Origin of the sequence: Rathayibacter sp. AY1A4 (genome assembly GCF_002930955.1) — a bacterium.
GTDB lineage: Bacteria > Actinomycetota > Actinomycetes > Actinomycetales > Microbacteriaceae > Rathayibacter.
Map to the genome: position 1 here is coordinate 1 of NZ_PSTN01000038.1, position 20,675 is coordinate 20,675.

Here is a 20,675-nt window from a genome sequence, read left to right on the forward strand (position 1 = left end):
CCCCTAGAAATCGGAGAACACACCACATGACAACGACGTCAGCGACGTCGACGCGCGGTGGAGCGCGCGTCCACGTCCAGCGCTTCGGCACCTTCCTCTCGGGAATGGTCATGCCGAACATCGCGGCCTTCATCGCCTGGGGCTTCATCACGGCCCTCTTCATCCAGACCGGATGGCTCCCGCTCCTCGGCATCGACGCCACCTGGGTCCAGCAGTTCGGCGGCTGGAGCACGGATCCCGACGTGGTCAACACCGGCCTCGTCGCCCCGATGATCACCTACCTCCTCCCGCTCCTCATCGCGAACACCGGCGGCCGCATGGTCTACGGCGCCCGCGGAGGCGTGGTCGGCACCATCGCGACCATGGGCGTCATCGTCGGCGCCGGCATCCCGATGTTCATCGGCGCCATGATCATGGGCCCGCTGTCGGCGTGGCTCATGAAGAAGGTCGACTCGATCTGGGACGGCAAGATCAAGCCCGGCTTCGAGATGCTGGTCAACAACTTCTCCGCCGGAATCCTCGGCCTCCTCCTCGCGCTCCTCGCCTTCGCGGGCGTCGCGCCGCTCGTGGTCGGCCTCTCGACCGCCCTCGGTGCGGGCGTGGAGTTCCTGGTCAACGCGGGCCTGCTCCCGCTGACCTCGCTCTTCATCGAGCCGGCGAAGATCCTCTTCCTGAACAACGCCATCAACCACGGCATCCTCACGCCGCTGGGCGTGCAGCAGGCGGAGGAGGCGGGCAAGTCCTACCTCTTCCTCCTCGAGGCCAACCCCGGCCCCGGCATGGGCGTGCTCCTGGCCTTCGCGTTCTTCGGCGTCGGCGCGGCCCGCGCCTCGGCTCCCGGTGCGGCGATCATCCACTTCATCGGCGGCATCCACGAGATCTACTTCCCGTACGTGCTGATGAAGCCGGCGCTGCTCGCGGCCGTCATCCTCGGCGGTGCGACCGGTGTCGCGACGAACGTCGCGTTCAACTCCGGCCTCCGCGCCCCCGCCTCGCCCGGCTCGATCATCGCGGTGCTCCTGCAGACCGCGAACGACAGCTTCCTCGGCGTCATCCTCTCGGTGATCCTCGCGACCGCCGTGTCGTTCCTGGTGGCCTCGGTCATCATCCGGTCCGGCCGCAAGCGCGACCTGGCCGCGGAGCAGGAGGGCGACGACAAGCTCGCCGCCGCCGTCGCCGCCAACGAGGCGAACAAGGGCAAGGAGAGCGCCGTCGGCTCGCTCATCAACGCCCGCGGCGCCAACGCTCCGCAGGACTCGGCCGGCGCCTCGACCGCGGGGGCCACGGCAACCGCGACCCAGGTCCGGAACATCGTCTTCGCCTGCGACGCCGGCATGGGCTCGTCCGCGATGGGCGCCTCGGTGCTGCGGAACAAGATGAAGAAGGCGGGCTTCGAGGACGTCACGGTCACCAACAAGGCGATCGCCGCTCTCGAGGACGACGTGGACCTGGTCATCACCCAGGCCGAGCTCACGGAGCGCGCCCGCCAGCGCACTCCGGGCGCCATCCACGTCTCCGTGGACAACTTCATGAACAGCCCGAAGTACGACGAGGTCGTCTCGCTGGTCGCGGAGCAGCACGGCAAGTAGTACGCCAACCATTCGGAGGGAACCCGTAGGGTGCGACAGAGCGGACACGCTCCGCTCGCCCCTGCGGGTTCCCTCGCTGTCAGCACCTCCACGGAAGGACGCACCCCATGAGCGACGTGCTCACCATCGGACAGATCGACGCCTCCGGCACCGCCACCACGAAGGAGGCCGCCATCAAGGAGGCCGCCGACATGCTGGTCGGCGTCGGCGCGGTCACCCCCGCCTACTACGAGGCCATGCTCGCCCGAGAGGCGACCGTCTCGACCTACATGGGCAACCTGCTCGCCATCCCGCACGGCACCAACGACGCGAAGGACGAGATCCGCTCCTCCGCCCTCTCGTTCGTGCGCTATGCGCAGCCGATCGACTGGGACGGCAACGAGGTGCGCTTCGTCGTCGGCATCGCCGGCGTCGACAACGAGCACCTCGAGATCCTCTCCAAGATCGCGATCATCTTCTCGGAGGAGGACGAGGTGCAGAAGCTCCTCGACGCCCCGGACGCGCAGTCGCTCTACAGCCTGCTGGGCGAGGTCAACTCCTGATGCCCACCGCCGTCCACTTCGGCGCCGGCAACATCGGCCGCGGCTTCGTCGGCCTGATCCTGCACGGCGCCGGCTACGAGCTCGTCTTCGCCGACGTCAACTCCGAGCTGATCGGCCGCCTCGCCGCTGCCGACAGCTACGAGGTGCACGAGGTGGGGGAGGAGGCGGCCACGCACGTCGTCGACCGCTTCCGCGCGATCGACTCGGCCGCCGACGAGGAGGCTCTCGTCGGCGAGATCGCCGCCGCCGACATCGTCACCACGGCCGTCGGCCCGAACATCCTGCGCTTCGTCGCCCCCGTGATCGCGAAGGGCCTCGCGGCCCGCGACGAGTCGGCGCCGCGGCTGGCGGTCATGGCCTGCGAGAACGCGATCAACGCCACGCGCCTCCTGCAGACCGAGGTCGCCGCGAACCTCGGTGCGGACGAGTGGGAGCGCCTGCGCACCCGCGCCGTCTTCGCCGACACCGCGGTGGACCGCATCGTCCCCAACCAGGACCCGGGCCAGGGCCTGGACGTGACGGTGGAGAGCTTCTTCGAGTGGGTCGTCGACCGCACTCCGTTCGAGGGCACCGAGCCGGAGATCCCGGGCGCGACCTGGGTCGACGACCTCGAGCCCTTCATCGAGCGGAAGCTCTTCACGGTGAACACCGGCCACGCGACGGCCGCCTACACCGGCTTCGCGGCCGGAGCGCACAAGCTCTCCGACGCGCTGGCGATGCCCGAGGTGCACGACGCGGTCAAGGCCGCGCTCGAGGACACCAAGGCGCTCATCGTGGCCAAGCACGGCTTCAGCGACGAGGAGCAGCAGGCCTACCTCGAGAAGACGCTGAAGCGCTTCGCGAACCCGTACCTGACCGACACGGTCGACCGGGTGGGACGCCAGCCGCTGCGGAAGCTGTCGCGGCACGAGCGCTTCATCGGACCGGCGGCCGAGCTCGCCGAGCGCGGGCGCACGCCGGAGGGACTGCTCGCCGCGATCGGCGCCGCGCTGCGCTTCGACGTGCCCGAGGACCCCCAGAGCGTGGAGCTCCACGAGAAGCTGGCCGCGCTCACCCCGGAGGAGTTCGTGGCGGAGGTCACCGGCCTCACGGCCGAGCATCCGCTCTTCGACCGGGTCGTGGCGGTCGTCCGCGGCTAGTCCCGTGGCCGCACGGCGGTGAACGACGACGAGGTCCCCTGCTTCCCGCGGGGGACCTCGTCGTCGTCTGCGGCGGCTCGGGCGGAGCGCTAGAACAGCCGCCAGCGCGTGAGCGGCCAGGCCACGGCGAAGACGCGTCCGGTGACCCTGTCGATCGGCACGGTCTTCACGCACGTGTCGATCGGCCCGCCGGCGCCGCGGCACTCGCCGAGCGAGTCGTTGGAGTTCGACCGGTGGTCGCCCAGGACGAAGAGGGAGCCCTCGGGGACGGCGTACTCGTCGAAGCAGCGGAGGGACGCGGGGCTCGTCGTGCAGTCGAGGGTCCCGGGGGTGAAGGGGAAGTCCTCGAACACGTAGGACTCGTCCAGCGGCTTCCCGTCGACCAGCACGTGCCCCTCGGCGTCGCAGCAGGAGACGGTGTGGCCCCCCTCGGCGATCAGCCTCTTGACGAGGAACTCCTCGTGGGAGGGGCCGATGCTGGTGACGTCGCCGAACGTCTTCACGATCTCGGAGAGGGGGCTGCCGGCCTCGTCGCTCGCGCCCCAGTCGGCGTCGCGCGAGAAGACGACGATCTGGCCCTCCTCCGGCCCGCCCTGGAGGGCGAGGGTGCGGTCGACCAGGATGCGGTCGCCGAAGAATCCGCCGCCCTGGAGGGTGTTCTCCATCGAGCCGGTCGGCACCGTGTACACCTTCACGAAGAAGGTCTGCACCAGGGCGATGACCGCGATCGCCGCCAGGACCGTCACCACCGGGTGCGAGTACCAGCTCCGCCTCGCGGTCGCTGACCTCGTCGTGCGCGCCATGTGCTCTCCCTCCGGCTCGACGGAGCCAGCCTAGGCGGCGGCGGACGCAGGGCAGGGCAGGGGGCGCGCGTCGGGCGCGGAGGCGGAAGAGGGGGCGACACGCCCGAGGTGGCGGAGCGGCCGCGATTCGCGTAGTATCGACCCTTGGTGTTTTGCGCGTGCTCCGGCATGCCCGCGAACCCCGATCCGGGCTCTCGCCCGGTGGTGGCTCGTCGCGGAAACATTCGCACGACCAGTACACACACTACTTCCGAACGACAGTGAGGCTATGGCCAAAAAAGACGGTGTCATCGAAATCGAAGGTGCGGTTGTCGAGGCGCTCCCCAACGCGATGTTCCGCGTGGAGCTGACCAACGGACACAAAGTTCTCGCCCATATCTCGGGCAAGATGCGTCAGCACTACATCCGGATCCTCCCCGAGGACCGGGTGATCGTGGAGCTGAGCCCCTACGACCTGACCCGCGGCCGGATCGTCTACCGCTACAAGTAGGCGTTCGCTCCGCTGACGTTCGCGACGTGCGTGTCCTGTAAGGAACGGCCCCGGCATCCGCCGGGAGCACGACGCCAGCGAAAACAAGGACAAGAACAATGAAGGTCAACCCCAGCGTCAAGCGCATCTGCGACCACTGCAAGATCATCCGCCGCCACGGCAACGTGATGGTCATCTGCAGCAGCAACCCCCGCCACAAGCAGCGCCAGGGCTAGTCCCGCTGCTTCCGCGAGGGAGCGCAGGGGCGGCGTGCCGCCCCCACTGCACAACTGAACACACCCGCAGCACCAGAAATCGCGCAGCACCCCGGCGACCCCGGGGTGGACGGCGAGGACACCTTCGGTCGGAGGCCGAGGCACCGGTGCTGCTTCACACCTCCACTCACTCACAGGAGAAGCCACAATGGCACGTCTGGCAGGAGTAGACATCCCGCGCGAGAAGCGCGTGGAGGTCGCACTGACCTACATCTACGGTGTCGGCCGCACTCGCGCGCTCAAGACCCTGAGCGACACCGGGATCGACGGCAACATCCGCGTCAAGGACCTCAGCGACGACCAGCTCGTCTCGCTCCGCGACTACATCGAGGGCAACTACAAGGTGGAGGGCGACCTCCGCCGCGAGGTCGCCGCCGACATCCGCCGCAAGGTCGAGATCGGCTCGTACGAGGGCCTCCGCCACCGTCGCGGCCTCCCGGTCCGTGGACAGCGCACCAAGACGAACGCGCGCACCCGCAAGGGACCCAAGCGCACCGTCGCCGGCAAGAAGAAGGCCGGCCGCAAGTAACGCGGGCGACACGGACCTAGAGGAGATACAGAATTGGCTACCCCCAAGTCGGCCGCGCGCAAGCCGCGCCGCAAGGAGAAGAAGAACATCGCTGTGGGCCAGGCCCACATCAAGTCGACGTTCAACAACACCATCGTCTCGATCACCGACCCCTCCGGGGCCGTCATCAGCTGGGCCTCGTCCGGCGGAGTCGGCTTCAAGGGCTCGCGCAAGTCGACGCCGTTCGCCGCCCAGCTCGCCGCCGAGTCGGCCGCGCGCCAGGCTCAGGAGCACGGCATGAAGAAGGTGGACGTCTTCGTGAAGGGCCCCGGCTCGGGTCGTGAGACCGCGATCCGCTCGCTCCAGGCCGCAGGCCTCGAGGTCGGCTCGATCAACGACGTCACCCCGCAGGCGCACAACGGCTGCCGCCCGCCCAAGCGTCGTCGCGTCTAAGCAGCACTCGCAGCCGTCGGCCGGCCGCACGAACCGCCTCCGGGCGGGGAGTGCGGCCGACCGGCGGATCGCGCATTTCTTTCACAACTCCACACCTCGCAAACGCACGTGTCATATAGCGGACACGTGATCGAAAGGAATCATCAGTGCTTATCGCACAGCGTCCGACGCTCACCGAGGAGAACATCTCGGAGTTCCGTTCCCGCTTCGTCATCGAGCCCCTCGAGCCCGGCTTCGGCTACACGCTCGGCAACTCGCTGCGTCGCACCCTGCTGTCCTCCATCCCCGGCGCCGCTGTCACCAGCATCCGGATCGACGGGGTCCTGCACGAGTTCACGACCGTCCCGGGCGTCCGCGAGGACGTCACCGAGATCATCCTGAACATCAAGGGACTCGTCGTCTCCTCCGAGCACGACGAGCCGATCACCGCCTACCTGCGCAAGCAGGGAGCCGGCCAGGTCACCGCTGCGGACATCTCGGCTCCGGCCGGTGTCGAGATCCACAACCCGGAGCTCGTCATCGCCACGCTGAACGACAAGGCGAAGTTCGAGCTCGAGCTCACGATCGAGCGCGGCCGCGGCTACGTCTCGGCGACCCAGAACCGCAGCGAGTTCTCCGAGGCCGGCCAGATCCCGGTCGACTCGATCTACTCGCCCGTGCTGAAGGTCACCTACCGCGTCGAGGCCACCCGTGCCGGCGAGCGCACCGACTTCGACCGCCTGGTCGTGGACGTGGAGACGAAGGCGGCGATCTCGCCGCGCGACGCCATCGCCTCCGCCGGACGCACGCTGACCGAGCTGTTCGGTCTCGCCCGCGAGCTGAACAACGCGGCCGAGGGCATCGAGATCGGCCCCGCGCCGGTCGACGCGGTCCTCTCGACCGAGCTGTCCATGCCCATCGAGGACCTCGACCTCTCGGTGCGCAGCTACAACTGCCTCAAGCGCGAGGGCATCAACAACGTCAATGAGCTCGTCGCCCTCTCGGAGACGCAGCTCATGAACATCCGCAACTTCGGTCAGAAGTCGGTGGATGAGGTCAAGGAGAAGCTGACGGAGCTCGGCCTGTCGCTCAAGGACTCGGTCCCCGGGTTCGACGGCGCCCACTTCTACAGCTACGACGACGAGAGCATCTAGGTCCTCCGCTCCGGAGCCCCGGCTCCTCGCGTCCGACCTGCTGACACCCCTTTAGTACTGGAGTAAACCCATGCCCAAGCCCACCAAGGGCCCCCGCCTCGGAGGCGGACCCGCACACGAGCGCCTGCTGCTGGCGAACCTGGCCGCGGCCCTGTTCACGCACAAGAGCATCAAGACGACCGAGACCAAGGCCAAGCGCCTTCGTCCGCTCGCCGAGCGCCTGGTGACCTTCGCCAAGCGCGGCGACCTGCACGCCCGCCGTCGCGTCCTCGCGACGATCGGCGACAAGTCGGTCGTCCACGAGCTCTTCACCGAGATCGCTCCGCTCGTCGCCGAGCGCGAGGGCGGCTACACCCGCATCACCAAGATCGGCCCCCGCAAGGGAGACAACGCGCCCATGGCCGTGATCGAGCTCGTCCTCGAGCCCGTCACGCCCAAGGCGAAGAAGTCGCGCACCGCCACGGCGCCCGTGTCCGCTCCGGTGGACGAGGCCCCCGCCGAGGAGACCACTGCCGAGGAGACCCCCGTCGAGGAGGCGCCCGTGCAGGACGCTCCCGTCGAGGACGCCGCGCAGGACGCTCCTGTCGAGGAGACCGGCGCGACCAAGTAGTCACGCCCCCTCTGCCGAGAGCCCTCCGTCCCCTCCGGGGCGGGGGGCTCTCGTCGTTCCACGGGGCCGAGTGGCGCGAATCGTCGCTTACGATGGCACGGCTGCGCTCGTCGGGTGCGGCCGCGTCACGACCGGCGCTCCCGGGGTCCGCCCCGACGATCCTCGGAGGACTTCTTTGCGACTGCGCTCCTCGGCCGCTGCGGCGCTCCTCGCCCTGGCACTCGCGGGCGGAGTGAGCGGCTGCGCCTCCGGCGAGGTGATCGACGTGCCGGAGTCGGCGGGTCTCGCGAGCACGACCCCCGTGCCGTCGGCCGCACCGACCGTGTCCTCCGTGCCCTCCGTGCCGTCGAGCGAGGGCGTGGACTGCGCGACCGCTCTCCCCGCCTCCCTGGTCGAGCAGGAGGCCGGCTCGACGGCGGGCACCGTGTCGATCACCGCCGCGGGAGACACGTGCTCCTACGCCGTCGACGGCGGCGACCCGGTCGTCGTGCTGACGCTGCACCGCGGGCCCCTCGTCGAGACCTTCACCGGTGCGGGCGAGGCGCTCGGCGCCGTGCCGGTCTCGCTGGGCACGGCCGCCTACTGGGTGCAGGGCATCGCCTCCGCTCCCTCCGAGCTGGCCGTGCTCGCAGGCGGCTGGGAGGCGCGGATCGTCTCCTCGGTCGGCGAGCAGTCGACGCTGGTCGGCTGGGCGGTCTCGGCCCTGGCGGCCGTCGACGTCCCGCTCGCGGTCGCCTGAGCCGCGACCACGGCGCGCTCTAGACTCGTCTGATGCTCCACCGCGTCCGCCTCGACCTGGCCTACGACGGCTCGCACTTCTCCGGGTGGGCCAAGCAGCCCGGCCTCCGCACCGTGCAGGGGGTGCTCGAGGAGTCGCTCGCCCTGGTGCTGCGCTCCGAGCAGCACCCGACCGTGACGGTCGCCGGGCGCACCGACGTCGGCGTGCACGCCAGCGCCCAGGTCGCCCACGTCGACCTCACCCCCGAGCAGTGGGGCCGCATCAGCACCGGCCGGCGCCGACCGGGGGAGGAGCCGTTCCCGCCCGCGTCGATCCTGGAGCGGCGGCTCCGCGGGATCCTCGGGCAGTACACCGACGTCTCGGTGCACCGGGTGACGGAGGCGCCGGAGGGGTTCGACGCGCGGTTCTCGGCGCGCTGGCGGCGGTACGAGTACCGGCTGGCCGACGCCTCCTCGATGCGCCACCCGCTCGACCGCACGTACACCACCTGGATCACCGACTCCCTCGACCTCGACGCGATGTCGGCCGCGGCCCGCTCGCTCCTGGGCCTGCACGACTACGCGTCGTTCTGCCGTGCCCGCGCAGGGGCCACCACCATCCGGAGCCTGCTCGACTTCACCTGGGAGCGAGACGCCGACGGAGTCCTGCACGCCCACCTGCGCGCGGACGCCTTCTGCCACAGCATGGTGCGGGCCCTCGTGGGGGCGTGCGTCGCGGTCGGCGCCGGGAAGCTCGAGGCGGGGGCGGTCCCGCTGCTGCGGGACGCCGCCCGACGGACCAACGCGTTCGCGGTGATGCCGGCCCGCGGCCTCATCCTCCGCGAGGTCGACTACCCCGAGGACGACGCGCTCGCCGAGCGGGCCCTGCTCACCCGCGCGAAGCGCACCGTGCGGACCGAGGGGCCGGACCCGGAGGACTCGGAGTGAGGCGAGGGTGCGCGACCGCGCCCCGCGACCCGTGGCGGCTCGGGTCGCACCTCCCGCCGCCGGAGCCCCTGCCGCCACGATCCGTGCTTGGCCGCACGGGGGCTTTGCTGTAATGTCGACCCTTGGTGTTTTCGGCCGTGTGCCGAGCGCCCGAAGTTGAGCCCTCCACCGGATCGGTTCGGCCCCTCGCGGGTCGAACGGCCACGGAGCGGGATCCACGAACACCTCACTCCGACCAGAAAGCAGCACTCACGTGACTCGCACTTTTTCTCCGAAGCCGGCTGACGTCCAGCACGACTGGATCGTCATCGACGCGTCCGACGTCGTGCTCGGCCGTCTCGCCACCCACGCCGCGGCGCTCCTGCGCGGCAAGCACAAGGCCACCTTCGCGCCGCACATGGACATGGGCGACTTCGTCATCATCGTCAACGCGGAGAAGGTCGCCCTCACCGGCCAGAAGCTCCTCCAGAAGAAGGCCTACCGCCACTCCGGCTACCCGGGCGGCCTCTCGGCCACCACGTACGCCGAGCTCCTCGAGAAGAACCCGGTCCGCGCCGTCGAGAAGGCCATCCGCGGCATGCTCCCCAAGAACTCCCTCGGCCGCGCCCAGCTGCGCAAGCTGAAGGTCTACACGGGATCCGAGCACCCCCACGCGGCCCAGCAGCCGCAGGCGTACGCCTTCACCCAGGTCGCCCAGTAGGCTCCGGCCCTCCCCGACACCCCAGACTTCGAAGACAAAGGATCACCTACACCGTGGCGAAGATCGCAGACCAGATCGACGTGGCTCCCGAGAGCTACTCCACCGAAAGCCCGGCCACCGAGGCGTCCACGACGCCCCGCGCCGTCCTCAACGTCTCCGGCGCAGCCGTGGGCCGACGCAAGCAGGCCATCGCCCGCGTGCGACTCGTCCCCGGCAACGGCGGCATGACCGTCAACGCCCGCGAGTTCGCGGAGTACTTCCCCAACAAGCTGCACCAGCAGCTGATCACCGACCCCTTCAAGGTGCTCGACCTGATCGGCTCCTACGACGTGGTCGCCAAGATCACCGGCGGCGGCCCCTCGGGCCAGGCCGGCGCGCTGCGCCTCGCCATCGCCCGTGCGCTCAACGAGATCGACCGCGAGAACAACCGCGCGATCCTGAAGAAGGCGGGCTTCCTGACCCGCGACGCCCGCGTCATCGAGCGCAAGAAGGCCGGTCTCAAGAAGGCCCGCAAGGCGTCCCAGTTCTCGAAGCGCTAGTCGACGCGGCCTGACGGCCGCACGACCAGCAGCTCGAGAAGGGACTGCGCACCATGCCGCGCCTGTTCGGAACAGACGGCGTCCGTGGCCTCGCTAATCGCGAGGTCACGGCCGACCTGGCTCTCGGCCTCGCCCAGGCGGCCGCCCGTGTACTCGGAGCGGCCGCCCGGGCCGAGGGCCGTCGGCCCGTCGCCGTGCTCGCCCGCGACCCCCGCATCTCCGGTCAGTTCATCGGAGCCGCGGTCGCGGCGGGTCTCGCGAGCGCGGGAGTCGACGTGCTCGACGCCGGCGTCATCCCGACGCCCGCCACCGCCTACCTCATCGCCGACGAGAACGCCGACTTCGGCGTGATGATCTCGGCCTCGCACAACCCCGCAGCCGACAACGGCATCAAGTTCTTCGCCGCAGGCGGACGCAAACTCCCGGACGAGCTCGAGAACCGCATCGAAGCGGCCCTCGGAGTCCCCCCGCTCACGCCGACCGGAGCCGACGTCGGCCGCATCACCCGCTTCTCCGACGCGGAGGACCGTTACGTCCTCCACCTGCTCGGATCCCTCGAGGGCACCCGTCTCGACGGCCTGCACGTGGTCATCGACTGCGCGCACGGCGCCGCCGCCGGCATCTCGCCCCAGGTGTTCACCGACGCCGGAGCGACCGTCACCGTCATCGGCAACGACCCCGACGGCCTCAACATCAACGACGGAGTGGGCTCCACCCACCTCGACAACGTCGCCGAGGCCGTCCGCGCGGCCGGCGCCGACATCGGCATCGCCCACGACGGCGACGCCGACCGCTGCCTCGCGGTGGACGCCCAGGGCCGCATCGTCGACGGCGACCAGATCATGGCGATCCTCGCGACAGCCATGGCCCGCCGCGGCGCCCTCCGCGACGACGTCCTCGTGGCCACCGTCATGAGCAACCTCGGCCTCAAGCTCGCCATGCGCGACGCCGGCATCCGCGTCATCGAGACCGCGGTCGGTGACCGCTACGTCCTCGAGGCGATGAACGACGGCGGCTACTCGCTCGGCGGGGAGCAGTCCGGCCACGTCATCATGAGCCGCTACGCCACCACCGGCGACGGGGTGCTCACCGGCCTCCAGCTCGCGGCCGAGATGGCCCGGACCGGACGCACGATCGCCGACCTGGCCGCAGTCATGTCCGTCTTCCCGCAGACCCTCCTCAACGTGCGCGGCGTCGACCGCGAGGGCGTCCGCGACGACGAGGTCATCGCCTCCGCCGTCGCCGACGCCACCGCCGAGCTCGGCAGCGACGGCCGCGTGCTCCTGCGCCCCTCCGGCACCGAGCCGATGGTGCGCGTCATGGTCGAAGCGAAGACGCAGGAGACGGCCGACCGCCTCGCCGAATCGCTCGCCGCGGTCGTGCTCGAGCGGCTGCGCTCTTAGGGAGCCGCTCCCTGCGCGGCTCCTCGCGGTCGGCCTGGAGAGGTGGTCGCGATGGGTGGAGCGGGGCGCGTTCGCCGCGGGTGAATCGCTTTGCACGCGATTCCCACGACGGCTCGTGGGTTGGGCCGCTCCCTGCGCGGCTCCTCGCGGTCGGCCTGGAGAGGTGGTCGCGATGGGTGGAGCGGGGTGCGTTCGCCGCGCGGGAATCGCTTGGCACGCGATTCCCACGACGGCTCGTGGGTTGGGCCGCTCCCTGCGCGGCTCCTCGCGGTCGGCCTGGAGAGGTGGTCGCGACGGGTGGAGCGGGGTGCGTTCGCCGCGGGTGAATCGCTTGGCACGCGATTCCCACGACGGCTCGTGGGTTGGGCCGCTCCCTGCGCGGCTCCTCGCGGTCGGCCTGGAGAGGTGGTCGCGATGGGTGGAGCGGGGCGCGTTCGCCGCGGGTGAATCGCTTGGCACGCGGCTGTGTTCGTTGCGGGGCCGCTCCCTGCGCGGCCCCTCGCGGTCGGCTTCGCGAGGTGGTTGCGATGGGTGGAGCGGGGCGCGTTCGCCGCGTGGGAATCGCTTGGCACGCGGCGGTGCTTGTTGCGGGGCCGCTCCTTGCGCGGCACCTCGCGGTCGGCTTCGCGAGGTCGTTGCGCGGGTGGAGCGGGTCGCGTTAGCCGCGCGAAAATCGCTTGGCACGCGATTCACGCTGACGGCTCGTGGGTGGCGGCGAGCCTGCGCCGATCCTGCGGTGGAGGGGTTCGAGGAGGTCGGTGGCTGCGCGGTGCGCGCGGCGGCGAACAGCGACCGGGGGCGCAGTCAGATCTTGCGGAGGAGGACCGAGGAGACGGTGTGGTCGGCCTGCTTGCGGAGGACCAGGCTCGCGCGGGAGCGGGTGGGGCGCACGTTCTGCAGCAGGTTCGGCTCGTTGATCGCGGCCCAGATGCTCCGCGCGCGCTCGCGGGCCTCATCCGGGCTGAGCGCCGCGTATCGGTGGAAGTAGGAGTTCGGATTCGCGAACGCGCCCTGCTGCAGGGTGAGGAAGCGCTCCTCGTACCAGCGCGCGATGTCGCTGGTCCGGGCGTCGACGTAGACGGTGAAGTCGAACAGGTCGCTCACCGCCAGGCCGTGACCGGGTACCGGCGGCTGCAGCACGTTCAGGCCCTCGACGATCAGCACGTCCGGCCGCCGCACGACGATCTCGGCGTCGGGGACGATGTCGTAGGAGAGGTGCGAGTAGAACGGCGCGCGCACCTCCGCGGCCCCGCCCTTCACCTCCGAGACGAAGCGGAGCAGCGCCCGCCGGTCGTACGACTCGGGGAAGCCCTTGCGGCTCATCAGACCGCGGCGCTCCAGCTCGCGGTTGGGCAGCAGGAAGCCGTCGGTGGTCACCAGCTCGACGCGGGGCGTGTCCTCCCAGCGGGCGAGCAGCTCCCGAAGCAGGCGCGCGATCGTCGACTTGCCCACCGCGACCGACCCCGCGACGCCGATCACGAACGGAGTCGGCTGCGCGCGCTCCCCGAGGAACGTGCTCGTCGCGCGGTGCAGGTGCCGCGCGCCACCGGCGTACAGGCTCAGCAGGCGCGAGAGCGGCAGGTAGACCTCCGCGACCTCGGTGAGGCTCAGCCGGTCGCCCAGCCCCCGCAGCTGCACGACCTCGGTCTCCGACAGCGGCAGCTCCGTGGTGCGGGCGAGCTCGGCCCAGTCGGAGCGGACGATCTCGACGAAGGGGGAGGGGTGCGCGTCGCGCGCGGGATCGCGAGGAGACGACGGCATGGGGACCGATCCTAGCGTCCGCCCCGCCGGGTGCCCGACGCCGCGGGAGGCGCCTCCGCGCCGCTTAGAATCGAGCGCATGTGTGGAATCGTTGGATACGTCGGTGAGCGCGACAGCCTGGCCGTGCTGCTCGGGGGCCTGAAGCGTCTGGAGTACCGCGGCTACGACTCGGCCGGCGTGGCCGTGATCGACGCCGACGGGCAGCTCGACAGCCGCAAGCGCTCGGGCAAGCTCAGCGTCCTCGTCGACGACCTCGAAGCGCACCCGCTGGCCGAGGGCACCACGGGCATCGGCCACACCCGCTGGGCGACGCACGGCGGCCCGACCGACCGCAACGCCCACCCCCACCTCGCGGACGAGGGCAGGCTCGCCGTCATCCACAACGGCATCATCGAGAACTTCCAGCCGCTCAAGGAGCAGCTGCTCGCCGAGGGCGCCGTCTTCGAGAGCGAGACCGACACCGAGGTCGCCGCGCACCTGATCGCCCGCGAGTACCGCCGCACCGGCGACCTCGTGCTCGCCTTCCAGGCCGTCGTCGCGCACCTCGAGGGCGCGTTCACCCTGCTCGCCCTGCACCAGGACCAGCCCGGCGTGGTCGTCGGCGCGCGCCGCAACTCGCCGCTCGTGATCGGCCTGGGCGACGGGGAGAACTTCCTCGGCTCCGACGTCGCGGCGTTCGTCGAGTTCACCCGCCGCGCGGTCGCCATCGGCCAGGACCAGATCGTCACGATCACCCCGGAGCTCGTCACGGTGACCGACTTCTTCGGCAACCCCGTCGAGACCGAGCCGTTCGAGATCGCCTGGGACGCGTCGGCGTCCGAGAAGGGCGGCTGGTCGAGCTTCATGGCGAAGGAGATCACCGAGGGCCCCGAGGCCGTCGCGAACACGCTCCGCGGCCGCATCCACGAGGGCGCGATCACGCTGCCCGAGCTCGACGCGCTCGGTCCGGTGCTGACGGAGATCGACCGCATCACGATCATCGCCTGCGGCACGGCCGCCTACTCGGGCATGGTCGCCAAGTACGCGATCGAGAAATGGGCGCGCGTCCCCGTCGAGGTCGAGCTCAGCCACGAGTTCCGCTACCGCGACCCGGTGCTCACCCCGCGCACCCTCGTCGTCTCGATCAGCCAGTCCGGCGAGACGATGGACACGCTGATGGCGGTCAAGTACGCCCGCGAGCACGGCGCCAAGACGCTCTCGGTCTGCAACACCCAGGGCGCGACGATCCCACGCGAGTCGGACGCCGTGCTCTACACGCACGCGGGCCCGGAGGTGGCGGTCGCCTCGACCAAGGCCTTCGTCGCCCAGATCGCGGCGCTCTACCTCTTCGGGCTGCATCTGGCCGCGGTGCGCGGAGCCGCCTCCACCGAGCTCGTCGCCTCGCAGGCGGCTCAGCTCGCCGCAATCCCGGAGAAGCTCTCCCGCGTGCTCGACGCCTCCGACGACATCGCCCAGCTGGCCGGCTGGATGGCCGACACCCGTGCGGTGCTGTTCCTCGGCCGCCACGTCGGCTACCCGGTGGCGCTCGAGGGCGCGCTGAAGCTCAAGGAGCTCGCCTACATCCACGCCGAGGGCTTCGCGGCGGGCGAGCTCAAGCACGGCCCGATCGCACTGATCGAGCCTGGCCAGGTCGTGTTCGTGATCGTGCCGAGCCCGAGCGAGTCGTACGAGCTGCAGCGCAAGGTGATCTCGAACATCCAGGAGATCAAGGCCCGCGGCGCCCGCGTCATCGCGATCGCGGAGCAGGGTGACACGGCCGCGATCCAGATCGCCGACGAGGTCGTGCCGATCCCGCTCGCCGACCCGCTGTTCGAGCCGCTGCTCGCCGTCACCCCGCTGCAGATGTTCGCGATGGAGCTCGCCGCCGCCAAGGGCCTCGACGTCGACCAGCCGCGCAATCTCGCCAAGTCGGTCACGGTCGAGTGATCGAGCCGTGATCGTGGGGATCGGGGTGGACGTCGTGGACCTCGCGCGCTTCGAGCGCTCGCTGTCGCGCACGCCCCGGCTCCGCGACCGCCTGTTCGCCGAGAGCGAACGCTCGCTCCCGGTCGCCTCGCTGGCGGGCCGCTTCGCCGCCAAGGAGGCGCTGATCAAGGCGCTCGGCGACTCCGTGGGCGCCCGCTGGCTCGACATGGTCGTCGAGCGGGACGAGCACGGGAATCCGTCCTTCGCGCTGCACGGCCCGGCCCGGGCGGCCGCGGAGGCGCGGGGGATCACGCGCGTGCACCTCTCGATGACGCACGACGCGGGCGTGGCCTGCGCGTTCGTGGTGGCCGAGTCGTGAGCGTCCCCGCGTCGTACCGCGAGGCGGTGATCGACGTCGACGCGATGGCGGCGAACGCCGCGCGTCTGCGCGAGCTCACCGGCGCTCGCCGGCTCATGGCCGTCGTCAAGGCCAACGGCTACGGGCACGGCGCCCTGGCCGCGGCGCAGGCGGCGCTCGACGGCGGCGCGGACGCCCTCGGCACCGCGGAGCTGCGGGAGGCCGTGGCCCTGCGCGAGGCAGGCGTCGTCGCTCCGATCCTCTGCTGGCTGCACGACCCCGGCGAGGACTTCGACGCGGCGCTCGAGCACTCGATCGACGTCGCCGTCTCCTCCGTCGACCAGCTCGACACGCTCGCGCAGTCGGCGGAGGACCGCGGTGTGCGCGCCGCCGTGCAGCTCAAGGTCGACACGGGCCTCAGCCGCAACGGCGCCGCGGAGGAGGAGTGGCCGCACCTGGCGGAGGCGCTCGCCCGTCACAGCGCTCGCGGCACCGTCCACCTCACCGGACTGTTCTCGCACCTGTCCAACACCTCGCGCGAGGACGACCTCGCCCAGCTCGCGCTCCTCCGCCGCGCCGAGGCCGTGCTGGCCGCGCACGGGGTGCAGGCGCCGGTCCTGCACCTCGCGGCGACGGCGGCGGCGCTGCGCCTCCCGGAAGCACGCCTCGACATGGTGCGCAGCGGCATCGCCCTCTACGGACTCTCGCCGTTCGAGGACGAGACCTCGCTCCAGCTCGGGCTCGTCCCGGCGATGACGCTCCAGGGCCGCGTCGCCGGCGTCCGCCGGGTGCCCCACGGGACCGGCGTGAGCTACGACTACACCTGGCGGGCCGAGGGCGGGACGACCCTCGCGCTCGTGCCGTTCGGCTACGCGGACGGCATCCCGCGGAGCGCCTCCGGCGTCGCGGAGGTCTCGATCGGCGGCAGCCGCCACCGGATCGCCGGGCGGGTCGCGATGGACCAGTTCGTCGTCGACGTGGGGGATGTGAGCGTCGCGACGGGCGACCCGGTGACGCTCTGGGGCGACCCGACGACCGGCGTCCCCTCGGTCGACGAGTGGGCGCGGTGGTGCGGCACCATCAACTACGAGCTGGTCACCCGGCTCGGGCCGCGCGTCCAGCGACGGCTGCTGAGCGCGGCGGACGGCCGTGCCTGAGCGCTCCTGGTTCGCGGACCGCATCGTCGAGGTCGCCGATCCGGAGGCCATGGCGGAGCTCGGCCGCGAGCTCGGCCGAGTGCTGCGCGCCGGCGACCTGCTGGTGCTGACCGGGCCGCTCGGCGCGGGCAAGACGACCTTCACGCGCGGGCTCGGCGAGGGCCTCGACGTGCGGGGTCCGGTGACGAGCCCCACCTTCGTGATCGCGCGGACGCACCCGCCGCTGCACGACGGGCCGCCGCTCGTGCACGTCGACGCCTACCGCGTGGGCTCGCCGGTCGAGCTCGACGACCTCGACCTCGATCCGGCGCGCTCGGTGGTCGTCGTGGAGTGGGGGGCCGGGATGCTGGACGGCGTCGCGGAGTCCTGGCTCGACGTGGTCATCGAGCGGCCGACCGCCGGCTCCGACGCCGAGGAGGGCGAGGAGCCGATCGAGCCGCGGACCGTCCGCTTCCGCGGCACCGGCTGGAGCTGAGCTCGCGGGTACCCTGGACGCGTGCTCCTCGCGATCGACACCTCCTCCGGAACCTCCGTCGCCGTCGTCGACTCCGCGGGCGCCGTGCGCTCGGAGCGCACCGAGACCGACACCATGCGCCACGCGGAGGTGGTCGGCCGGCTGATCCAGGAGGCGCTCGAGGCGGCCGACGTGGCTCCCGGGGGCATCGAGGCGGTCGCCGTGGGCATGGGCCCCGGCCCCTTCACCGGCCTCCGGGTCGGGATCGCCGCTGCCCGTGCTTTCGCGCTCGGCCGCGGCGTCCCCACCCTCCCCGTGGTCTCGCACGACGCGATCGCGCTCGCCGCGCTGCGGCACGGGCGCGCCGCGGGCTTCCTCGTCGTCACCGACGCCCGCCGCCGCGAGCTGTACTGGAGCGCCTACGACGGGCTCGACGACCAGGGCCTCCCCGTCCGTCTCGCCGGCCCGGGCCTGGACAAGCCGCCGGCCCTCCCGCATCCGGAGCTCCCGCGCCTGGAGGCCGAGACGGTCTCCGCCGGCGAGCTCGGAGTCGTGGCCGCCCGCCTGCGCGCTGCCGGTCGGCCCGGCGCCGAGGACGAGCCCCTCTACCTCCGCTCGCCCGACGTCACGCTGTCCGCCGGCCCCAAGCGGGTGACCGCATGAGCGAGGCCGTGCTCCGCGACGCGCAGGCCGACGACCTCGACGCCGTCATGGCGATAGAGGAGTCCGAGTTCGCCGGCGACGCCTGGTCGCGGGGGATGATGGCGGAGGAGATCCGGAGCCGTCACACCCGGTACCTGGTCGCCGAGCAGGACGGCGAGGTGGTCGGCTACGCCGGGCTCCTCTGCCCCGTCGGCGCTCACGAGGGCGACGTGCAGACGATCGCGGTCGTCGCCCGGGTCCGCCGCACCGGCCTCGGCCGCCGACTGCTGCGCGCGCTCCTCGAGGCGGCCCGCGAGCGAGGCGCCCGCGAGGTCTTCCTCGAGGTCCGCGCCGACAACCCCGCCGCGCAGACCCTCTACCGCTCGGAGGGCTTCGAGGAGATCGGCGTCCGCCCCGCCTACTACCAGCCCGACGGAGTGGACGCGATCGTGATGCGCCTGCCGCCGACCCCGACCCAGGAGACCCCGTGAGCACCGGACCCCTCGTCCTCGGCATCGAGACCAGCTGCGACGAGACGGGGATCGGCATCGTCCGCGGCACGACGCTGCTCTCGAACACCATCGCCTCCTCGATGGAGGAGCACGCCCGCTACGGCGGCGTCGTGCCCGAGGTGGCCGCCCGGGCGCACCTGGAGGCGCTCGAGCCCGCCCTGCACGCGGCGCTCTCCGAGGCCGGTGTCGCGCTCGGCGACCTGGACGCGATCGCGGTCACCAGCGGACCGGGGCTCTCGGGCGCACTCATGGTCGGCGTCGGAGCGGCGAAGGCGCTCGCCGTCTCGCTCGGCCTGCCGCTCTACGCCGTGAACCACCTCGTCGGCCACGTGGGAGCCGACGTCCTCCGTGCGGACGGCAGCGAGGGCAGCCCCGTCGAGGTGCCGACGATCGCGCTGCTGGTCTCGGGCGGGCACACCTCGCTCCTGCACGTGCGCGATCTGGTGTCGGACGTCGAGCTGCTCGGCGAGACCATCGACGACGCCGCCGGCGAGGCCTTCGACAAGGTGGCGCGAGTCCTGGGCCTGCCCTATCCGGGCGGACCGCAGATCGACCGGGTGGCGGCGGACGGGGACCCGAAGGCGATCCGCTTCCCCCGCGGGCTCAGCCTGCCGAAGGACCTCGAGCGCCACCGCTACGACTTCTCGTTCTCGGGGCTGAAGACCGCGGTCGCCCGCTGGGTCGAGAAGCGCCAGGACGCGGGGGAGGAGGTGCCCGTGGCCGACGTCGCGGCGAGCTTCCGCGAGGCGGTCGCCGACGTCCTGCTCACGAAGGCGCTCGCCGCCTGCCGCGACCGGGGCGTGCCGCGCCTCCTGCTCGGGGGCGGCGTGGTCGCGAACGCCCGGGTGCGCGCGCTGGCGGAGGAGCGGTGCGCGGCCGCGGGAGTGACCCTGCGGATCCCGGCGCTCTCGCTCTGCACCGACAACGGCGCGATGATCGCCGCACTGGCGGCGCAGCTGATCGAGGCGGGGCATCCGCCGTCGGGGCTCGGCTTCGGGGCCGACTCGACCCTCCCGGTCACCGAGATCCAGGTCCGCTGAGGCCACTACCGGGCGGCGGCCGGGCCGCGCAAGCGCCGTCCAGCTTTTTGACAGGCGGATCGTGCCACTGCCACTCTTGGCCGCATCCGCTCGTTCCTGACCCTGGGGGATTCCATGACCACTCCGTACACGCCCGCGTCCGACCGCTACAACATCCTGGCGATCATCGGCTTCATCGCCTCGTTCTTCGTCTCCATCGTGGGCATCGTGCTGGGCTTCATCGCCCTGTCGCAGATCAAGCGCACGGGGGAGAAGGGCCGCGGCCTCGCCCTCGCCGCCGTCATCATCGGCTTCGTCGCGATCATCATCACCATCATCTCGTTCGTCGCGCTCTTCTCGATCGCGGCGACCATGCCCTCGACCGGGTACTGATCGACACGCCTCCGAGGCTCGGGGGCGCCCGCACCACCAGGAGGACACCGTGACCGACGACACCGCGCCCGGACCGCAGACCGGACCGGCGCCCGCGCCGTTCGCCCCTCCGCTCGGCGAGCCGTCGGCGGCCTACCCGCCGCCGACGGCCGCCGCCGATCCCTACCCCGGTCTCCCGCCCCGCCGCCCGCCGATGAATCCGCTCGCGGTCGCGGCTCTGGTGTGCGGACTGCTGGGGCTGGCGCCCGCCGCCATCGTCCTCGGCCACATCGGCTTCGCCCAGGCCCGACGCTCCGGACAGCGCGGCCGCGGTCTCGCGGTCGCCGGCTTCGTGCTGGGCTACCTCGCGATCGTCCTCGCGGTGATCGCCTACCTCGCCTGGACGGCCTTCGTCGGCGACCTGCGCGACGGCGGGTACCTGCCCGCGTGAGCGGACGGAACCCCTCCGCCGCCGCCGGGGTGCTGGCTAGACTCGCGCCATGAGCGACGACAGCACCCGTCCCGGCCCCGGCTCCGACGAGCAGCACGGCTCCGTCCCGGTCCCGCCGGCCCCGCCCGTCCCCCCGGCTTCGACGCCGTCTACCTGGACCCGGCACGCCGCACGGCGGGCCACCGCGAGACCCGCCGGCTCGACGATCCGGACGAC

25 protein-coding genes are annotated in these 20,675 nt (G+C 71.6%); 23 read left to right on the forward strand and 2 right to left on the reverse strand.

The annotated features are described in order from the left end of the window. Window positions 1–26: 26 nt before the first annotated feature. The 3 genes from C5B92_RS15795 (at window position 27) to C5B92_RS15805 (ending at window position 3,270) form a co-directional block, all read left to right on the forward strand. A complete protein-coding gene (locus C5B92_RS15795) occupies window positions 27–1,589 on the forward strand; it encodes a PTS mannitol transporter subunit IICB (protein ID WP_104224995.1) in 1,563 nt (520 codons plus the stop codon). A gap of 107 nt (window positions 1,590–1,696) precedes the next feature. Beyond that, window positions 1,697–2,131, forward strand: coding sequence for a PTS sugar transporter subunit IIA (locus C5B92_RS15800; RefSeq protein ID WP_104224996.1), 435 nt, complete (start codon window positions 1,697–1,699; stop codon window positions 2,129–2,131). After that, complete coding sequence (locus C5B92_RS15805; RefSeq protein WP_104256573.1) at window positions 2,131–3,270, forward strand: mannitol-1-phosphate 5-dehydrogenase; 1,140 nt, start codon at window positions 2,131–2,133, stop codon at window positions 3,268–3,270. The genes C5B92_RS15800 and C5B92_RS15805 overlap by 1 nt, the downstream gene beginning before the upstream one ends. 89 nt (window positions 3,271–3,359) lie before the next feature. On the opposite strand, the gene lepB is transcribed toward C5B92_RS15805, so the two are convergent. Continuing rightward, a complete protein-coding gene (gene lepB, locus C5B92_RS15810; protein ID WP_104256574.1) occupies window positions 3,360–4,073 on the reverse strand; it encodes a signal peptidase I in 714 nt (237 codons plus the stop codon). Between the two features lie 268 nt (window positions 4,074–4,341). On the opposite strand from lepB, the gene infA reads away from it, so the two are divergent. The 11 genes from infA to glmM all read left to right on the forward strand — a co-directional run bounded on the left by infA (window position 4,342) and on the right by glmM (window position 11,828). Next, a complete protein-coding gene (gene infA, locus C5B92_RS15815; RefSeq protein WP_022883252.1) occupies window positions 4,342–4,563 on the forward strand; it encodes a translation initiation factor IF-1 in 222 nt (73 codons plus the stop codon). A gap of 98 nt (window positions 4,564–4,661) precedes the next feature. After that, window positions 4,662–4,778 carry a 50S ribosomal protein L36 gene (rpmJ, locus tag C5B92_RS15820; protein ID WP_055787164.1) on the forward strand — a complete coding sequence of 39 codons (117 nt, stop codon included), beginning with the start codon at window positions 4,662–4,664 and terminating at the stop codon, window positions 4,776–4,778. A gap of 187 nt (window positions 4,779–4,965) precedes the next feature. Next, a complete protein-coding gene (gene rpsM, locus C5B92_RS15825; protein ID WP_068251511.1) occupies window positions 4,966–5,346 on the forward strand; it encodes a 30S ribosomal protein S13 in 381 nt (126 codons plus the stop codon). A gap of 33 nt (window positions 5,347–5,379) precedes the next feature. Then, on the forward strand, window positions 5,380–5,778 hold the full coding sequence (gene rpsK / locus C5B92_RS15830; protein WP_055787170.1) for a 30S ribosomal protein S11: 399 nt from the start codon (window positions 5,380–5,382) through the stop codon (window positions 5,776–5,778). 146 nt (window positions 5,779–5,924) lie between these two features. After that, window positions 5,925–6,911 (forward strand): DNA-directed RNA polymerase subunit alpha, encoded by a 987-nt coding sequence (locus tag C5B92_RS15835; RefSeq protein ID WP_104224999.1) that lies wholly within the window; start codon window positions 5,925–5,927, stop codon window positions 6,909–6,911. 70 nt (window positions 6,912–6,981) lie between these two features. Further along, window positions 6,982–7,521: a 50S ribosomal protein L17 gene (rplQ, locus tag C5B92_RS15840; protein ID WP_104225000.1), complete on the forward strand. Its 540-nt coding sequence runs from the start codon at window positions 6,982–6,984 to the stop codon at window positions 7,519–7,521. Window positions 7,522–7,696: 175 nt separating this feature from the next. Then, a complete protein-coding gene (locus tag C5B92_RS15845; protein ID WP_104256575.1) occupies window positions 7,697–8,260 on the forward strand; it encodes a hypothetical protein in 564 nt (187 codons plus the stop codon). 32 nt (window positions 8,261–8,292) lie between these two features. Next, window positions 8,293–9,186 (forward strand): tRNA pseudouridine(38-40) synthase TruA, encoded by an 894-nt coding sequence (locus C5B92_RS15850; protein WP_104256576.1) that lies wholly within the window; start codon window positions 8,293–8,295, stop codon window positions 9,184–9,186. 253 nt (window positions 9,187–9,439) lie between these two features. After that, complete coding sequence (gene rplM, locus C5B92_RS15855) at window positions 9,440–9,886, forward strand: 50S ribosomal protein L13 (RefSeq protein WP_104225003.1); 447 nt, start codon at window positions 9,440–9,442, stop codon at window positions 9,884–9,886. Window positions 9,887–9,939: 53 nt separating this feature from the next. Then, window positions 9,940–10,425, forward strand: coding sequence for a 30S ribosomal protein S9 (rpsI, locus tag C5B92_RS15860; protein WP_104225004.1), 486 nt, complete (start codon window positions 9,940–9,942; stop codon window positions 10,423–10,425). Window positions 10,426–10,478: 53 nt separating this feature from the next. Further along, window positions 10,479–11,828, forward strand: coding sequence for a phosphoglucosamine mutase (gene glmM, locus C5B92_RS15865; protein WP_104256577.1), 1,350 nt, complete (start codon window positions 10,479–10,481; stop codon window positions 11,826–11,828). 804 nt (window positions 11,829–12,632) lie between these two features. On the opposite strand, the gene coaA is transcribed toward glmM, so the two are convergent. Beyond that, entirely contained in the window at window positions 12,633–13,589 is a 957-nt protein-coding gene (gene coaA, locus C5B92_RS15870; RefSeq protein WP_104234153.1) for a type I pantothenate kinase, read from the reverse strand. Between the two features lie 78 nt (window positions 13,590–13,667). Between coaA and glmS the strand changes: the two genes are divergently transcribed. From glmS to C5B92_RS15915, 9 genes are all read left to right on the forward strand, one after another. After that, the gene (gene glmS, locus C5B92_RS15875) at window positions 13,668–15,515 is read left to right on the forward strand and encodes a glutamine--fructose-6-phosphate transaminase (isomerizing) (RefSeq protein ID WP_104227413.1); all 1,848 of its coding nucleotides are present in this window, start codon (window positions 13,668–13,670) and stop codon (window positions 15,513–15,515) included. 7 nt (window positions 15,516–15,522) lie between these two features. Continuing rightward, the gene (locus C5B92_RS15880; protein WP_104227414.1) at window positions 15,523–15,873 is read left to right on the forward strand and encodes a holo-ACP synthase; all 351 of its coding nucleotides are present in this window, start codon (window positions 15,523–15,525) and stop codon (window positions 15,871–15,873) included. Then, a complete protein-coding gene (gene alr / locus C5B92_RS15885; protein WP_104350570.1) occupies window positions 15,870–17,009 on the forward strand; it encodes an alanine racemase in 1,140 nt (379 codons plus the stop codon). Before C5B92_RS15880 ends, alr begins: the two co-directional genes overlap by 4 nt. A gap of 49 nt (window positions 17,010–17,058) precedes the next feature. Then, window positions 17,059–17,484, forward strand: a complete 426-nt coding sequence (gene tsaE / locus C5B92_RS15890; protein WP_104225016.1) for a tRNA (adenosine(37)-N6)-threonylcarbamoyltransferase complex ATPase subunit type 1 TsaE — start codon at window positions 17,059–17,061, stop codon at window positions 17,482–17,484. 21 nt (window positions 17,485–17,505) lie between these two features. Continuing rightward, complete coding sequence (tsaB, locus tag C5B92_RS15895; protein WP_104227415.1) at window positions 17,506–18,126, forward strand: tRNA (adenosine(37)-N6)-threonylcarbamoyltransferase complex dimerization subunit type 1 TsaB; 621 nt, start codon at window positions 17,506–17,508, stop codon at window positions 18,124–18,126. Next, window positions 18,123–18,596 (forward strand): ribosomal protein S18-alanine N-acetyltransferase, encoded by a 474-nt coding sequence (gene rimI, locus C5B92_RS15900; protein WP_104234156.1) that lies wholly within the window; start codon window positions 18,123–18,125, stop codon window positions 18,594–18,596. Before tsaB ends, rimI begins: the two co-directional genes overlap by 4 nt. Next, entirely contained in the window at window positions 18,593–19,657 is a 1,065-nt protein-coding gene (gene tsaD / locus C5B92_RS15905; RefSeq protein WP_104225013.1) for a tRNA (adenosine(37)-N6)-threonylcarbamoyltransferase complex transferase subunit TsaD, read from the forward strand. The genes rimI and tsaD overlap by 4 nt, the downstream gene beginning before the upstream one ends. A 114-nt stretch (window positions 19,658–19,771) precedes the next feature. Continuing rightward, window positions 19,772–20,029 carry a DUF4190 domain-containing protein gene (locus C5B92_RS15910; RefSeq protein ID WP_104225014.1) on the forward strand — a complete coding sequence of 86 codons (258 nt, stop codon included), beginning with the start codon at window positions 19,772–19,774 and terminating at the stop codon, window positions 20,027–20,029. Window positions 20,030–20,078: 49 nt separating this feature from the next. After that, window positions 20,079–20,459 carry a DUF4190 domain-containing protein gene (locus tag C5B92_RS15915; protein WP_104234159.1) on the forward strand — a complete coding sequence of 127 codons (381 nt, stop codon included), beginning with the start codon at window positions 20,079–20,081 and terminating at the stop codon, window positions 20,457–20,459. Window positions 20,460–20,675 lie beyond the last annotated feature (216 nt).

Bases quoted from the DNA above. Each gene is read 5' to 3' on its own strand.
- C5B92_RS15795 (WP_104224995.1), top strand. From the start codon at position 27: ATGACAACGACGTCAGCGACGTCGACGCGCGGTGGAGCGCGCGTCCAC.
- C5B92_RS15800 (WP_104224996.1), top strand. From the start codon at position 1,697: ATGAGCGACGTGCTCACCATCGGACAGATCGACGCCTCCGGCACCGCC.
- C5B92_RS15805 (WP_104256573.1), top strand. From the start codon at position 2,131: ATGCCCACCGCCGTCCACTTCGGCGCCGGCAACATCGGCCGCGGCTTC.
- lepB (WP_104256574.1), bottom strand. From the start codon at position 4,073: ATGGCGCGCACGACGAGGTCAGCGACCGCGAGGCGGAGCTGGTACTCG.
- infA (WP_022883252.1), top strand. From the start codon at position 4,342: ATGGCCAAAAAAGACGGTGTCATCGAAATCGAAGGTGCGGTTGTCGAG.
- rpmJ (WP_055787164.1), top strand. From the start codon at position 4,662: ATGAAGGTCAACCCCAGCGTCAAGCGCATCTGCGACCACTGCAAGATC.
- rpsM (WP_068251511.1), top strand. From the start codon at position 4,966: ATGGCACGTCTGGCAGGAGTAGACATCCCGCGCGAGAAGCGCGTGGAG.
- rplQ (WP_104225000.1), top strand. From the start codon at position 6,982: ATGCCCAAGCCCACCAAGGGCCCCCGCCTCGGAGGCGGACCCGCACAC.
- C5B92_RS15850 (WP_104256576.1), top strand. From the start codon at position 8,293: ATGCTCCACCGCGTCCGCCTCGACCTGGCCTACGACGGCTCGCACTTC.
- glmM (WP_104256577.1), top strand. From the start codon at position 10,479: ATGCCGCGCCTGTTCGGAACAGACGGCGTCCGTGGCCTCGCTAATCGC.
- coaA (WP_104234153.1), bottom strand. From the start codon at position 13,589: ATGCCGTCGTCTCCTCGCGATCCCGCGCGCGACGCGCACCCCTCCCCC.
- glmS (WP_104227413.1), top strand. From the start codon at position 13,668: ATGTGTGGAATCGTTGGATACGTCGGTGAGCGCGACAGCCTGGCCGTG.
- tsaE (WP_104225016.1), top strand. From the start codon at position 17,059: ATGGCGGAGCTCGGCCGCGAGCTCGGCCGAGTGCTGCGCGCCGGCGAC.
- rimI (WP_104234156.1), top strand. From the start codon at position 18,123: ATGAGCGAGGCCGTGCTCCGCGACGCGCAGGCCGACGACCTCGACGCC.
- C5B92_RS15910 (WP_104225014.1), top strand. From the start codon at position 19,772: ATGACCACTCCGTACACGCCCGCGTCCGACCGCTACAACATCCTGGCG.